At 47.2% G+C, this 15,578-nt stretch carries 13 protein-coding genes; 5 read left to right on the top strand and 8 right to left on the bottom strand.

The genetic code is table 11. From position 1 onward, the window contains the following. Positions 1 to 106 precede the first annotated feature (106 nt). The 7 genes from H735_RS28765 to lptM all read right to left on the bottom strand — a co-directional run bounded on the left by H735_RS28765 (position 107) and on the right by lptM (position 7,364). Complete coding sequence (locus H735_RS28765) at positions 107 to 2,593, bottom strand: bifunctional diguanylate cyclase/phosphodiesterase (protein WP_020197939.1); 2,487 nt, start codon at positions 2,591 to 2,593, stop codon at positions 107 to 109. Between the two features lie 138 nt (positions 2,594 to 2,731). Beyond that, positions 2,732 to 3,448 carry a 5-amino-6-(5-phospho-D-ribitylamino)uracil phosphatase YigB gene (yigB, locus tag H735_RS28760; protein WP_020197938.1) on the bottom strand — a complete coding sequence of 239 codons (717 nt, stop codon included), beginning with the start codon at positions 3,446 to 3,448 and terminating at the stop codon, positions 2,732 to 2,734. Positions 3,449 to 3,460: 12 nt separating this feature from the next. Further along, positions 3,461 to 4,402, bottom strand: coding sequence for a tyrosine recombinase XerC (gene xerC, locus H735_RS28755; RefSeq protein WP_005430404.1), 942 nt, complete (start codon positions 4,400 to 4,402; stop codon positions 3,461 to 3,463). After that, on the bottom strand, positions 4,368 to 5,072 hold the full coding sequence (locus tag H735_RS28750) for a DUF484 family protein (protein WP_042980781.1): 705 nt from the start codon (positions 5,070 to 5,072) through the stop codon (positions 4,368 to 4,370). The genes xerC and H735_RS28750 overlap by 35 nt, the downstream gene beginning before the upstream one ends. Before the next feature lie 20 nt (positions 5,073 to 5,092). After that, the gene (gene dapF, locus H735_RS28745) at positions 5,093 to 5,923 is read right to left on the bottom strand and encodes a diaminopimelate epimerase (protein WP_027726849.1); all 831 of its coding nucleotides are present in this window, start codon (positions 5,921 to 5,923) and stop codon (positions 5,093 to 5,095) included. 10 nt (positions 5,924 to 5,933) lie between these two features. Continuing rightward, entirely contained in the window at positions 5,934 to 7,187 is a 1,254-nt protein-coding gene (gene lysA, locus H735_RS28740; protein ID WP_020197935.1) for a diaminopimelate decarboxylase, read from the bottom strand. Positions 7,188 to 7,247: 60 nt separating this feature from the next. Continuing rightward, the gene (gene lptM / locus H735_RS32165) at positions 7,248 to 7,364 is read right to left on the bottom strand and encodes an LPS translocon maturation chaperone LptM (RefSeq protein WP_005533626.1); all 117 of its coding nucleotides are present in this window, start codon (positions 7,362 to 7,364) and stop codon (positions 7,248 to 7,250) included. A gap of 74 nt (positions 7,365 to 7,438) precedes the next feature. On the opposite strand from lptM, the gene cyaY reads away from it, so the two are divergent. Further along, on the top strand, positions 7,439 to 7,753 hold the full coding sequence (gene cyaY, locus H735_RS28730; protein ID WP_005438551.1) for an iron donor protein CyaY: 315 nt from the start codon (positions 7,439 to 7,441) through the stop codon (positions 7,751 to 7,753). A gap of 75 nt (positions 7,754 to 7,828) precedes the next feature. Here the strand turns inward: cyaY and H735_RS28725 are convergent, their stop codons facing one another. Further along, on the bottom strand, positions 7,829 to 10,357 hold the full coding sequence (locus H735_RS28725) for a class I adenylate cyclase (RefSeq protein ID WP_020197934.1): 2,529 nt from the start codon (positions 10,355 to 10,357) through the stop codon (positions 7,829 to 7,831). Between the two features lie 348 nt (positions 10,358 to 10,705). Between H735_RS28725 and hemC the strand changes: the two genes are divergently transcribed. The 4 genes from hemC to H735_RS28705 are packed head-to-tail and all read left to right on the top strand — an operon-like array spanning position 10,706 to position 14,785. After that, positions 10,706 to 11,644 (top strand): hydroxymethylbilane synthase, encoded by a 939-nt coding sequence (hemC, locus tag H735_RS28720; protein ID WP_005438556.1) that lies wholly within the window; start codon positions 10,706 to 10,708, stop codon positions 11,642 to 11,644. Positions 11,645 to 11,646: 2 nt separating this feature from the next. Then, positions 11,647 to 12,375 carry a uroporphyrinogen-III synthase gene (locus H735_RS28715; protein WP_009705176.1) on the top strand — a complete coding sequence of 243 codons (729 nt, stop codon included), beginning with the start codon at positions 11,647 to 11,649 and terminating at the stop codon, positions 12,373 to 12,375. Between the two features lie 17 nt (positions 12,376 to 12,392). Beyond that, entirely contained in the window at positions 12,393 to 13,604 is a 1,212-nt protein-coding gene (locus tag H735_RS28710; RefSeq protein ID WP_020197933.1) for a uroporphyrinogen-III C-methyltransferase, read from the top strand. Next, the gene (locus H735_RS28705; protein ID WP_020197932.1) at positions 13,604 to 14,785 is read left to right on the top strand and encodes a heme biosynthesis protein HemY; all 1,182 of its coding nucleotides are present in this window, start codon (positions 13,604 to 13,606) and stop codon (positions 14,783 to 14,785) included. Before H735_RS28710 ends, H735_RS28705 begins: the two co-directional genes overlap by 1 nt. Positions 14,786 to 15,578: the final 793 nt, after the last annotated feature.

Below are 15,578 nucleotides of genomic sequence, written 5' to 3'. Positions count from 1 at the left end.
TGTTTAACTGATCGGCATTACAGCTCTAACGCTGCGTTTTTTATTGAATGCTGTTTCACGTGAAACAACTGTTAGAGCTCTTAAGCTCAATTAGAGCAAAGCTACATTAAAACAAACGTGTCGGCTCACCTAAGTAATAACCTTGCAGATAGTCCACTCCCATGTCCTGAGCAATATCGCACACCTCTTTGTTATGCACGAACTCAGCTACGGTCTTAGCATTAAATACCTGACACAAACGCACCAACTGCGAGGCAATCTTGCGCTGCTTTTGGTCTTTATCGATGTAGCGAATCAAACTGCCATCGAGCTTAATGACTTCCGGCTCTAACTTGAGGATCTCATCAATATTGGAGTAACCCGAACCAAAATCATCCACAATGATGCGTGCGCCTAGGCTTCTAAAGTGGCTGCACACCTCAATCATTCGTCCGTAATCTTTGATTTGCTCTGACTCCAACACTTCCAAACCAATCCGTCTTGGGTCATTAAGTTGGGTAATGGCATGTTCAAGCAACATCAAGGTTTTATCGCTGAGTAAATCCTGAGGTGACAAGTTAATTGAGAAGTCACCATGCTGGTCTTTCATGTAGTTGAGTGTTGAGCGAATCATGTGACGACTCAAACGCGTGTACAAATGCGTATCAGAAATGATGGGTAAGAAACGCCCCGGCGCAATGATGCTACCATCCTCTTCAATGATGCGTACCAAACACTCTTGGCTAGCTGGACGGTGGCTATAGGCATGCACAATTGGCTGACTGTAGGTAATGATGTTCTGCTTGAGGATGGCGCGGCTCACACAGCTTAGCCAACCCAACTGCTCTTTTCGCACATCTTCATTGAGCTCAATATCTTTAGCATTACAGATGTGAGTATTACTACGCACCCCAGCTCTTCGCGCCTCGATGCCTTTTAGTAGTAGCTCATCTGGCGATGCCGTTGGAAAATCACGACGGCTAACTAAGCCACCGCACAATGAAATCGAAAGGTAATCAATGTCCCGTAAGCCACTTGGCTCAAAGTTGGTTTGCTCTACTGCGTCAGCAAAGCGAGTAAAGTGTTGCTTTATCGCTTCACTACTGGTGTCAGCTTTGAATAAGAACGCCCACTCACCAACACCAATGCTATAAAGTTGTAGCGCAGCAGGTTTACCAAGGCGTTTACGCAGGCGATTGCTAAAGTGCATCGACAAGTCTTTCAACAGTTGGTCGCCAACGCGATATCCGTATTTTTCGTTGATATGGCTAAAGTTAAGCAGTTTAAGTGTCAGTAAATGCTCATCGGTATCAATGCTGATCAAACGCTCTTGCAGCGCAACACGATTTTGTAATCCTGTACGACTATCTCGGCGGAAGCTCTGTTCTAGCTTTTTCGCTTGGCGATCGAGTTGATAGCCCATGTGAGCATTCATGTTGTTGAGATCGCCAATCGCATTGCGGATCAGGCTAAACAAGGGAGAGATAGAAGTGCTCACTTCTTGCTGTGGCATGTTAAGCGCAGCAACTTCATCCCCTTCACGCATCGCCAAATAAGTCAGGCTATGGTGCAGAATTTCTTGTTGGTGATTCTCGCCGTACAACTCGCCCATGCAGTAACTGCCCGACGTGTGAGAAATGTCCGTGAAGGCACGAACTTCATCGCTGCTATCAATAAAATCAAGTCGCGATGCGCAGTTATAAATCATCACGGCTTCAGGTTGATGCATGGAAAGCTCCACCACCCCATGGCGAACTTGCTCAAGCGTTAACGAAGGATGGTTGTAACAGAACTGCACTTCATCACCCAAGCACCAAGGGCGATCGAAGCTCATGCTGCCGTCGGGATGGATTTCCGTCACGGCACACACCTCTTTGCGCCCAATAGATTCGCGATAAAGTGGAAAATTCAGCAGTTGATTAAGCGTCAGGTCGTGCCCATCAGCAAGGTAATGTTTATACACTTCCAGCGCTTTACGCTCTCCCAAGCGATACAAACGCGTCCCTTTGGCGTGAGTAACCTTATGTGGCATACCGATTGGGTTCCACTCAGAATACGCACTCGTCCATGTTTTCAAGGTATCGCTGTGCAAGGCAACCGCGACAACCGCTTCGTCATAAACTTGGTCTTGATGCAGAACCCAACAACCGTCATCGATGGTTTGAGCCAAACCGCCAGAAACCTTCGGACCGTCAGCATCAAATACGCGATACACCGGATAATCACGGCGTTCAATTTGGACAGAAAAGCTAATAATGGCTTTGGAGTTATCTTGCAGTTGTAAAGCTTGCTTGAGATCGTAGCCATCGATATCTGGCGAGAAGGAATAATGCTGAACCGCAGACGTGAGTGTGGTTTGTTCAAACTCCATCACACACACTAAGCAGCCATGGTTAATGATTTCACCTTCCAAGATAACGTGACGGGTGCTGTGACCGATGATGTGCGTGTTGGGTAATCTTTCGAGTATTGCCCGTGCGAGCGAGACGGCGGAGTCGCGTGATTGGGTGGATAAGAGTTGCACCAGATAACGTTTATCTGCACAACACTGAGAAGTGATTAAAAAGTCATTAAGCTGATCCACATTTTGAACCAGTTGAGAGAATGCTCGCATTTACCCTACCACTGCCGTCATCAAGCCACACCACATGAAAGTGGTTTTATTATTTTACTTTGATGAGAGTAATTTACGTGGCTTTAGGCGGCTTTTCTAGGGTCAGAATTAAGATTGCATGGATTAATGCGAAAGCGATTACAAAAGCGCGAGTAACGACTGCAAGTTATTGATTTCAATGTCAGGTAACGTTCGCGTTTTTGCCTGAGTAATGACATTTTTATTCATATCATTGAACCAGCATGCGGCAAAACCCGCGAGTTTCGCGCCTTGAACGTCTGTTACTAAGTGGTCACCGACATGAAGAATGTGCTCACTAGGCAAATCCAGAAACTGCTGCGCTTTGGTGAACATATCCGGCGCTGGTTTCGCGCTGCCATCGGGCCCTGCTTTCAGTACTTGCTGGAAATAAGGCGTAAGACCAATTCTATCTAAATCGACATTACCGTTGGTGATCGCTACCAGCGGGATTTCTTGCCCGAGTTCAGCAAGTACATCGAGGCTTTGCTGTGGTACTTCAAAACGGTTACGCCAATCTAAAGCGACCTCGACTGCGGCTTGCGCAGCGGTATGCGCCGCTTCGTTATCGTACCCAACTTGAGAGAAAGCTTGCTTGAGCTGCACTAAACGCCACAAAGTGACATCACTCTTCAGCTCAGGTTGTTGCTGCACGACACGCTGCTTGAGTGCAAACCAATCGGTTTTATCCATGTGAGCGACCGCCGGATGATGGTGTTTAAGCCAAGGTAACAACTCACGCTCCATACGAACTATCACTGGGTAGTTGTCATAGAGGGTGTCATCAAGGTCAAACGTCATCGCCTTTACAGGCGCAATACGGCGGTAAAATTTCATGGGATTCCTTGGTTAATCCGACTTGTCGTCGTTTCTCTTACGCGCTCTTGGATGCGCCTGATCATAAGCTTGCGCTAAATGTTGGAAATCCAAGTGGGTATAGATTTGGGTGGTGGAGATGTTTTCATGCCCCAATAGCTCTTGCACCGCACGTAAGTTATTGCTCGATTCCAGCATGTGTGTTGCAAACGAGTGACGCAATTTGTGCGGGCTAATGTGGCTCGCAACGGACTGTTTCTGCCCCCATTCCGCCATACGCTTTTGCACACTGCGGTGTGAGATTCGTGTACCCAACTTAGAAACAAACAGTGCAGGTTCACCCGGCGCAGCTAAATCACCACGCACACGCAACCATTTACCAACCCATTCGGTTGCCATACCAGAGAACGGCACTTTACGTTCTTTGTCACCTTTACCAATCACTCGTAATTCGCCACTGCGTAACTGAACATCACGCACATCGACGCTAACCAGTTCTGCCAAACGCAGACCAGCGCCGTACATTAGCTCCATCATGGCACGATCGCGCACCGCTAACGGGTCGTCCTCGTTCACTTCGAGCAATTGGTTTACTTCATCCACATCGAGGTTTTTCGGCAGTGGGCGTTTCTTACGTGGTGCCGAAACCCCTTTCGCAGGGTTCGCTGACATTTCTCCACGTAGGATCAGGAAATCGAAAAAGCTGCGTAGAGAAGATAAGCGCGTCGCTAAGCTGCTGGCTTTCATGCCTTCACGCATGCCTTTACCTGCCAATTGACGCACCCAACCTGCATCGACTTGCGACCAATCTTTCAAACCCATCTCAGCCAAGTGGTGAGCCATTGTTTCCAATTGTTGTTTGTAGTTGCGTTGGGTGTGCAGGCTAAGCCCCTTTTCGCTTCGCAGGAATTCGTAGAAGCGTTCAAGAGGCTTTTGAAGACTATTTGGCAGAGGAGTGTTGGGAGTTGTCGTCATCGTGACTTTGCCATACCAATGTTTGAGCGAGATGTGCCACTACTAAGGATAGGTGACGCAAAAACAAGGTATCCATATCTGGTTGGAAATGACCGCCATCCTCGCTAGAAAATGCCAGTACGCCAAGCGTCTGTTTTTTCACAAGCGGTAACACCACATAGGAACCCATTTCTGGAACGTCCATATCCCCAAACAACGCTTCGCGATCCACTTTACGCAGACGACCTAAGTACGCCTCTTTGCCGTTTAAGTGGTTGGTAGCCAAACGTTGGTAGCTTTCCTTACTCAATTGAGTCGCAGCATCACACTGGCTCAATAGACGCACATACGCCTTCAAACCAAGGTCTTTGGCTTTGAGTTCAATGGCGTTGATGACTTGCTTGAAGTCACCACACTTAAGGATTTGCCCTTGCAGATCCATGAACTCGTAGAAGGTGCGATCGTTGTTCGCCGCCAAAGACATCAGAGTAGTGATTTCTTCTTCTAGCTCTTCAATTCGTTGGCGCTGGCGGTTCATTTGAATGTGAACCAAAGAAACCGTACCTAAATCTGTGTGTGGCAAAGATAGGCGATCGACCAACTCTGGACGCTGAACAAAGAAGTCTGGGTGGTCTTTTAAATATTGCGCCACCACTTCTGCAGTCAGCGCATCCGCTTCAACTTCTGAGATTTGGTTTTCTTGCTCTTCAACTAGCACGACAATTGACCATCAAATACGTGAGTTGCAGGACCAGTCATAAACAGCGGTTTGCCTGGACCTTGCCAAGAAATACGTAGGTCACCACCAGGAAGTGAAACTTTCACGTTCTCATCCAGTAAACCTTGCAGGATGCCCACCGCAACAGCGCCACAGGCACCGCTGCCGCAAGCTTGCGTTTCACCCGCGCCACGCTCATACACGCGCAGACGAATGTGATTGCGATTCACAACTTGCATAAAGCCCGCGTTCACACGCTCAGGGAAGCGCTCATGTGATTCTAATAGCGGGCCAAGTGCTTCCACTTCTGCCGTATCCACATCGTCAACCACTGTCACCACGTGCGGGTTACCCATGCTCACTGCGCCACAAAACAGGGTCTTATCACCTGCACGCATGATGTAGGTTTTCTCTTTCTGCTTCGCTTTGAAAGGGATCTTGTTCGGCTCGAACTCAGGTACGCCCATGTTCACCGTAACTTCACCATCGTCTTCAACATCAAGAATCATCTTACCTTTCTTGGTGCTCACGCTGATGCTGTACTTATTGGTCAAGCCTTTCAAACGGACGAAACGTGCGAAACAGCGAGCGCCATTACCACACTGCTCAACTTCACTGCCATCTGCATTAAAAATGCGATAGTGGAAGTCGCTTTCAGGATCATAAGGCGCTTCAACCACGAGCAATTGGTCAAAACCAACGCCCGTGTGACGATCCGCCAAACGACGGATCAAATCTTGCGAGAAAAACACGTTCTGGGTAATGCAGTCGACGACCATAAAGTCGTTGCCCAAACCGTGCATTTTGGAAAAGTGGAAATGCATTTGTTGTGTGTTACTCCGGTAGAATCTGTTCCAGCTGCCACAAACTGGTCAGCTCCTCACGCTGGCGAACAAGGTGGCTTTGGTTGCCATCCACCATCACTTCCGCCGCTCGGGTACGAGTATTGTAGTTCGAAGACATCACAAAACCATAGGCGCCTGCAGAGCGAACCGCGAGTAGATCACCTTCTTGCAGTACTAGTGCTCGATCTTTGCCCAAGAAATCGCCCGTTTCACAGATAGGACCGACTAAGTCGTAAGTCTGTGCTTCACCTTCACGTGGTGCGACAGGAACAATATCTTGCCATGCTTGGTACAGCGCAGGACGCATTAAATCGTTCATTGCCGCATCGATAATCGCAAAGTTCTTGTGCTCTGTGTGCTTTAGAAATTCCACACGCGTTAGCAAGATACCGGCGTTAGCTGCAATCGCACGACCTGGTTCAAAAATCAGTTCAAGGTTTTGATGATTCTCAAGACGACCTAACAGCGCTTTCGCATAGTCAGAAGGCTGTGGTGGCAATTCATCACGATATACCACGCCTAGACCACCACCAACGTCCAAGTGACGAATGTTGATGCCTTGTGCTTTCAAGTCATCAATCAACGCTAATAGACGATCTGTTGCATCGATGAAAGGTTCAATCTCAGTCAGCTGAGAACCGATGTGGCAGTCGATACCTTGAACGTTTAGGTTTGGTAGGCTCTGAGCAAATTTATATACAGCAGGCGCACGGTCAAACGCGATACCAAATTTGTTGTCACGCAGGCCAGTCGAAATGTAAGGGTGAGTCTTAGCGTCTACGTCAGGGTTAATTCGTAGAGAAATAGGTGCAACCACGCCTAACTCGCCCGCAACTTTGTTCAAGCGCTCAAGCTCAGGTTCTGATTCCACGTTGAAGCATTTAATGCCCAGTTCCAGCGCGCGTTTCATCTCTGCAGGCGTTTTACCAACACCTGAGAACACCACCTTCTTAGCATCACCGCCAGCCGCGATAACACGCTCAAGCTCACCACCCGATACGATATCAAAGCCTGAGCCCAAACGAGCCAGTGCGTTCAATACGCCAAGGTTTGAGTTTGCTTTTACTGCGTAACAAACAAGATGAGGATGCTGACCCACAGCGCTGTCAAACGCATTCCAGTGGCGCTCTAACGTCGCACGTGAGTAAACATAAAGAGGAGTGCCATGCTGCTCGGCAAGAGCTTGAAGTGAGACGTCTTCGGCCCAAAGCTGGCCATCATCCTGATAGTTGAAGTAATCCAAAATTTGCTTCCCTTAATTAATTCGACTGCTAAACCCTGATTTCACCCTAAGGGTGGCTAATTATTGTGACTGCTCGTTCTGCTGAGCGTCATCTGGGATGTAAAGTGAACCTGATTGACCGCAACCAGCAAGTGTCGCTGCAACCATCACAAACAACACAGTAAGTAATTTTTTCATTTTGCATATCGTGATTATTAAACCAATGCCCCCTATAATCGCACCACACTCAGGAAAAGCAATAGGATAGACGGATGAACGATACTGAATTTCATCAACTCGTGGATGCGCAGATGCAACTCATCGAAGAATCCATCGATGATTCAGGTGCAGACATTGATTACGAAGTCACTGGCAACGTAATGACATTAGAGTTTGAAGACCGCAGCCAAATCATCATTAACCGCCAAGAGCCAATGCATGAGATCTGGTTGGCATCGAAGTCTGGTGGCTTCCACTTCAAGCTAGTCGATAACAAATGGACTTGCTCTAAAACGGGCATGGAACTGTTTGAAATGGTGAAAGAAGAGTGTGAAAAACACGCTGGTGAAACGATCGATTGGGCATAAGCCAAATGGGTCTTCGTGACGACCAGTCACCTAAACGAAAAAAGAGCACCGAGGTGCTCTTTTTTGTTGTTCGTTTTACGCGTTCACCGCTTTGGTTGGGCGAGTCGGCGTACAGCCATCATTACGGTAAGGGATAATGTAGGTGTTCCCTTCTTCTGGATGAATAATTTGGTAGTACTGCGGCAAGTTAAAGTTAATAAACTTCGACGATACACGGTTATCATCTTTCACCGAGGTGTAGAAGCTGTTCACTGACGCAATCATTTCATCTTTCGAACCACTGAATTGATGATAAACCTCAACTTGGTTTGACTCATCCAATACGTAGATATTGAAACCATCGTCAGTGTCTTCAAAGAAGAACTGCACCAAACCTTCACTGGCGAAGCCATCCACTACTTCTGGTAGCTGGTACTCTTGCTCACGATCCAGCATCAACAGCGGTGAACCTTTCAGCTTGTTGGTTGAAATGCTGCGGTAGAAATCAACCGAGTTTTCCAGTTTCTGAACCGATACACCACGACGCTCAAAGAACAGACCGTAAGTTTGGTTAGCAAGACGCATGGCTTTAAAGCGACGGCGTTTCTCTTGCTCAACTGGCTTCAAACGTAAGTCGATACATTCTGCCAATAGCTGATACACCATATTGCGCATCACGCCACGCATGTTCTTCGCGTAGCAGAATACATCCACCGACTCTGGCGGAATCGCATCTTGGTGCATTTTGCCAAGAATGGTCTTCAACGCATCTAGCATCGCAGTTTCGCCTTTGAAGTGCAGGGTACGCACTTCGTGCCATGAGTTGCGATAAACCAAATCGACACTGCCGACCAAGTTAATTTGCTCAGGACCAAAGCTGAAGATATCAGTGTTCTTCACATCCACTTTGAGTGAGCGACCAGACAGCTCTGCCGTCGGGTCATTTTCAAAGTTGATGAACATCGCCATCTGACTAATTTCACACGGGCTACCCAGCGCTTGCATGGTTGGGCGACGTTTACGTAACGAGAAGGTGTTACGTAAGTCACTTACCATTTGGTAGAACTTATCGATGTCTAACTGCGCCTCACGCACCACCGCGTGCAAACGCGTTGACTCGGTAATCAAACCGTTGAAGAACGCCCAAGAAACCAACTTACTCAAGTACTCATGATGCTCAAGACAAGGTTGACCAAGAATGCGGTGCGCAATCAGTGGTTGCTTGTACAAGTACCAACCTGATTTGTTCACCCCACCCTCTTTTACTTCAATAAAGCTTAAGTCGGGTTCATGCAAATCTGGCGAGATCTGAGGGTTAAGCAAGGTAACTTTACCCGGCAGCACTTCGAATGCCGCGTACAGCTTACGAGCAAGAATACTGATATCTTGCGGGCTGATCGCCGAAGTAATGTCGTTACGACGCGCAAACTGAATCAAGTTACGGTAGCTTTGCATCAAAGCATCCAACAGTGCATGGTGCACCACTTTCACTTGCTCTACTTTCCAGTTACGGCGATCGTCGAGCTCTGCCAATACCGCTTCATCCCAATCCCACTTCGCAATCATGTCGCTCAAGGCTTCACGACGCCAAGCTACAGAACCTACATCAGGTTCGCGAGACAGTTTTTCATGGGTTTTAAGGTAGAAACAGCGGCGAACTAAATCCAAACGTGTGTCGTCTTGGATTCGCTCTAGGTAACGCGTTACTTTCTCTAGCATCAAGTAATACGCATCCATGCCGTACAAGTCAGGCTCGTGGGCAAAGAAGCGACGCTTGGTGTCGATACTAAGAAGTTGTGTGTGCGGGTATTCCCACGAGTAAGCTTCAAGCAAGATCGCTTTCAACACAGACTTGTAAGGGGAATCGATACTCTTGTACAGCTGCCACAAGTTCGAGCCGAAGTACTCTTCAGCAGGAATGCGGTTAAGCTGACCAAAGTTGATCCACTCATCACAGTTGATGTAGCCATCTTTACAAAGTTGTGCAACGTACTCGTCGTAACACTCTTCCATTTCTGGTGGCACGATTTGCCACAACAAACGCTGTCCTGCCAGACGAACCGCAGAACGGTAGAATTCATCCAGCAGTAATAGATGCTGAGAAGAACCACAGTTATCGCCGGTCATCTCTTCAGAACGGTTGCTACGAAAACGCTCTTCATCCATTAAGAAGAAGTTCGCTTCTACACCTTGGCTTTGAGCCCAATCGGTGATCAGCAAGCATTTGTTGGTCAACAGTTCACGTTGGTCGTTATCCATTTCCGGTGAGATACACACCCAAATATCCAAATCACTAGATGTACTTTGACCAATAGAGGAGGTACTGCCCATGGTATACAAACCTAAGATCGCAGGTTGCTCTGCCGTCCTAAGCGCTTGACCGATTGTCAGTTGGGTATCATCAAGGAATTGCTGTTGGAGATCGTTCAGCTCTAGACCAAACACACCATAAGGGACGTCTGCATCGTAGTAGCCGGGAATAACAGGATGGTTGTAGTTCAACAAGGCAGGAATCAAGTGGAAGACTTGCTGGCTTTGCGAATCCATAAGCGCCAGCGCACGGTCGATCCGTTGCTGGTTCAGGTTATCTAATCGCTGAATAAGTTTTTGGGTGTAAGCCTGCAAGGGAAGTTCCTTGGTTGAACAATCACGAAAATCTGCTGATGTTTTAAACCAAAATGGTGTAAAAACGTGATCAATTTAACACTTTCATCAGGGTTGGTAAAGATTTCCACCCGCAAATAGTTGTGGTCTGAAAACCCCACACTAGTCGCAAAAATCGATAGCGCAGTAGTGTCGCTTGTATTCACCTATAACTAATAATAGTCCTTAGCCTAAATGAGAATCCAGTCACACTATTTTCATAACGTCATGTAATTCGATTCATGACACCAAGAGAAGCCTAACTAACATTAAGACTTTCACGCGTTGAGTGGTAGGATTAGGCAAAACTAAAACAGCATTGAGAAGACCATGACACAATCTACGCCAATTCGCATTGCAACTCGAAAAAGCCCTCTTGCCCTATGGCAAGCTCACTATGTAAAAGACGCACTTCAAGCTGCTCATCCAGGTCTGGAAGTTGAGCTGGTTACTATGGTGACCAAAGGCGACATCATTTTGGATACACCGCTAGCCAAAGTCGGTGGTAAAGGCTTGTTTGTGAAAGAGCTAGAAGTGGCAATGCTTGAAGGTCGTGCAGACCTTGCGGTGCACTCAATGAAAGATGTACCAGTAGACTTCCCTGAAGGTCTTGGCTTGGTGACGATTTGTGAACGTGAAGACCCACGTGATGCATTCGTTTCTAACACTTACAACAACATTGATGAACTGCCACAAGGCGCAGTTGTAGGTACTTGTAGCCTGCGTCGTCAGTGTCAGTTAAAAGAATACCGCCCAGACCTCGTTATCAAAGAGCTGCGTGGCAACGTAGGTACTCGTCTAGGTAAGCTAGATGCAGGTGAATACGATGCAATCATTCTTGCTGCTGCAGGTCTGAAACGCCTTGAGCTAGAAGAGCGCATCCGTAGCTTTATCGAGCCAGAGCAATCGCTACCAGCAGTAGGCCAAGGTGCAGTAGGTATTGAGTGCCGTGTGGATGACGAACGTCTACTTAAACTGCTTGAGCCACTAAACCACCAAGATACGGCAGATCGCGTACGCTGTGAGCGCGCGATGAACCTCACTCTTGAAGGCGGTTGTCAGGTGCCAATCGGCAGTTACTCACTGCTTGATGGTGACAACATTTGGCTACGCGCATTGGTTGGCGAACCAGACGGCAGCCTAATTGTGCGTGGTGAAATTCGCGGTCACCGTAACGATGCCGAAGCACTCGGTGTTCAACTGGCTAACGAGCTACTTGAAAACGGTGCGCGCGACATCCTAACCAAACTGTACGCAGACCACGAATAATCATGGCAGTGTTGGTCACTCGTCCGGGAGAGCAAGGCATGGCGCTTTGCTCTCTGCTCGAAAGGCACGGCAAAACTGCAATTCATCATCCTCTGATCGACATCGTCGCCGATCTCAGCGACACACAACTCTCCAAATACATTGAAACCGCTCAAATCATCATTGCTGTTAGCCAACATGCGGTGCAATGCGCAGAGCAAATCTTGCAGAACCACGCTAAATCATGGTCTAAGCAGGCTATATACCTTGCCGTTGGTCAAAAAACAGCACACTATTTGAGCAAATGTACCCAACAGAAAGTACACTATCCACAAGTCAGTGATAGTGAGCACTTGTTGCAGCTTCCCGAGCTAAACAATGTAGAAAAACAAACAGTTCTGATCCTCCGTGGCAACGGTGGTAGAGAGCTGATAAAAGATGCATTGGTGAGACGTGGAGCAAAAGTTCACTATAGTGAGACTTATAAGAGAGAATTTATCCCATTCGATCCAGTAAGCTGTGTCTCACTATGGAAAACCCAACAAATCGACCAGATTATCGTCACCAGTGGTGAACAACTGGATTATTTGTGCAGCCAATTGACGTCAGAGCAATTGACTTGGCTTAATCAACAAGAGTTGTATATCCCCAGTCAGCGAATCGCTGACATCGCAATTCAACGGGGCTTCACTCAGGTCAGGTGCACAGGAAGCGCATCCAACCAAGAATTACTGGCTGCTCTCCAGCCCTAGCTACACAGGATATAGGCATGACAAGTAAAAATAACGACCAAAAGAATAACGATAAAAACCTTTCCGAAGAAACCACATCGGCACCGCTAGCTGAAAAAGACACGCCTAAGAAGGAATCTGAACCAAGCAAGGCAGAATCAAAGCCTGCTGAGCCAACCAAACCAGCAGAACCAAACAAAGTTGAATTTGAAGAGAAGCAAGGCAAACGCGGCGTGAAGCTGGGAACTGTCGCTATCGTCTTATCACTGATTTTTGGTGGCGGCCTCACTTACAAAATGCTTGAGCAGCAATCTGAATACCAAACTCAGATCGCACAGCTTCAAAGCCAACTTGAACAAGCTCAATCAGCAATGAAGCAAGAGCTTAGCCAAGTAAAAGAAGAAACCATTGAAAAAGCGACCACTGTTACTCACAAAGCAGAAGTGGTACTGGGTCAGCAACAAAAGAGCATCGAAAGCCTGCAACTAGCAGTCGCTGATGTGAAAGGTCGTCGTCCAAACGACTGGCTACTGGCAGAAGCTGACTATCTAGTAAAACTGGCAGGTCGTAAATTGTTCTTAGAACACGATGTAGAAAGCGCGACTCAGTTGATGGAAAGCGCGGACCAACGTATCGCAGCGCTGAACGATCCAAGCTTGGTCGGCCTGCGTAAAGCCATGGCAAACGACATTACTAAGTTGCGTGTTGTTCCTTTGGTAGACCGTGATGGCTTGGTATTGCGCCTCACTGCCCTACAGCAGCAAGTCGACAAACTGCCACTTGCGAATGCTTTGCTACCAGAAGCGGCAGCGGTAGAGAAGCAACAAGTGTCTGAAGACATTGCAAACTGGCAAGATAACTTGATGACGTCATTAAAAGACTTCTCAGAAAACTTTATCACCTTCCGCACTCGTGACGGTAACGTAATCCCTCTATTGTCACCACAACAACACTTCTACTTAAAAGAAAACATCAAAGCGAAGTTAGAGACGGCAATTAAAGCGGTTTACCAAGAGCAAGGTGAAATCTACACCACCTCTTTAGAAACAGCAGACAAGTGGGCAATGGCATTCTTCAACCAAGATGACAACTCGGTGAAAGAATTCAACAAGACACTGAGCCAACTGAACAAGCAAGATATTCAAGTTGAATACCCTGCGAAGCTAGAAAGCCAAAACCAACTCTCTGACGTGATTCGTGAACGCCTACGTCGTGAAGTGACCACTATGACAGGTACGGAGGATAAGTAATGGTTCGTCTTATTTTCCTATTTGTTGTTCTTGGTGCCGGTCTGTTCGTTGGCACTCAATTCTCAGGTCAGCAAGGTTATGTCCTGATCTCAATCGCGAATACAACGATAGAGATGAGTGTCACTACTCTAGTGATCTTTGTGATTGCCGCGTTAGCAGCGTTGTTCTTCTTAGAGTACCTAGTCAAGAAGTTGGTGTACGCAAGCTCAAGCACTTGGAACTACTTTAGTGTGCGCAAAATGCGTCGCTCTCGTCGTTACACCAACGAAGGCATCATCAAGCTACTTGAAGGTGACTGGAAAGGTGCAGAGAAGAAAGTGACACGTTGGGCAAACCACCACGACATGCCTCTCCTGTGTTACCTAGTGGCTTCAGAAGCAGCACAAGGTCAAGGTGACAAAGCGAAGCGTGACCAGTACCTAGAGCTAGCAAGCCAGCAAGAAAATGCGCACCTAGCAGTAGAACTGACTCGTGCAAAACAGTTTATTCGTGATAACGAATTCGAATCTGCATTCGATACTCTGCAAGCGCTGAAAGGTCAGTACGCGAATAACTCAATTGTTCTTAACCTGCTAAAGACCACTTACATGCAGCTTAAGCTGTGGCAACCGCTGATCGATCTGATGCCTCAGCTAAGCAAAGCCAAACTGGTTACGGAAGAAGAGCAAGCGGAGCTGGTTCAGAAAGCACAATGCGGCTTGCTACACGAAGTGGCTCAGCAGCAAGGCAGCGAAGGTCTTATCTCACACTGGAATGGTTTGCCACGTAAGGTAAAACAAGACGCTCATTTGGTCGGTTGTTTTGCTCACGAGCTCATCTCACGTAAAGCAGATAATGAAGCATTCACAGTAATCAAAGAAGCACTGAAGAAAAGCCCAACACCAGAGCTGTACCAGTTACTGCCAGAGCTAAACCTACCAGACAGTCACCCAGTCATCGTATTCTTGGAAGGCGTCTTGAAACGTGAACCAGAAAACGCAGCGGCACAAAGTGCATTAGCGCACTTCTTCTTCCGCCAAGAAAAATGGCAAGAAGCGCAAGAGCACTTCGAGGTTGCGCTAAAACTTCGCTCAGACGTTTCTGACTATGCTTACCTAGCAGACACACTAGAGAAGCAAAACCTGACAAAAGCGGCTCACGAGGTCTCTCGTAAAGCGCTAACGCTAGTTCAAAACAACTAAGCGATTCAGAAAATAGAAAGCCGGCAGTTTACTGTCGGCTTTTTTATTACCTGCAATTCCTCATGCCCTATCATCGAACCAACTGGCTCCCCCAAGAGCAGAGAACCCTCTACTGCCTACACCTGATTAGAAATAAGCTTTAAAGCTTCTGTCGTTCATTCCAAGCTGCTCTTCTTCGTGTCACTAAGAACCACGTGAAACAGCCGCGAGCACTTCCTACAAGATAGAGAGATTGGTTCTAAATGGTTAGGAGGGAAAACCTCCTTCAGAGCACAGTAAAGCGTAGTAATGGCAAAAGAAATAATTAGAGTAATGTTATGTACTCATTTCAATGAGAAAGGCCCCATACAGCGCTTGGATAGCGTTTGTTATAAAAGCTAAAGCAAAGAGTCATGTTCATCGGTAGTAAGTATTAAAAGGTGCTCAGAAGCATTAATACACATTGAATACTACAGCGAGGAGAAAGCTCAATCACTTTCGCAAGGAAACAAAGTTATAGTTTCTATAACTCTAAAAACGAAGGTAACAGAAAGCCTCAATGTACGGCTTAACACAGAACTACTTATTAGGTTGAGAGCAGAAGCGCTAGCTTGGAGCTGCACTCGGTTAGGAAGTCACTTCACCTATTTGAGCACCAGAAACGACGAAAGCCCGTTGCTTTCTCAACAGGCTTTCTTTGTAGTGACTGAGTTCGAGGACGATTAATCCTAAGTCGCGACTGACTCGGCGACTGACTCGGGACTTGAGGCAAATCCCGTCTAATTCTCAAACGTCAGAAATGAAAAAAGCCTCG

The organism is Vibrio owensii CAIM 1854 = LMG 25443, assembly GCF_000817815.1.
Classification (GTDB): Bacteria; Pseudomonadota; Gammaproteobacteria; order Enterobacterales; family Vibrionaceae; genus Vibrio; species Vibrio owensii.
Note: the sequence above shows the minus strand (reverse complement) of the source record. Positions and strands in the feature narration are given on the sequence as shown.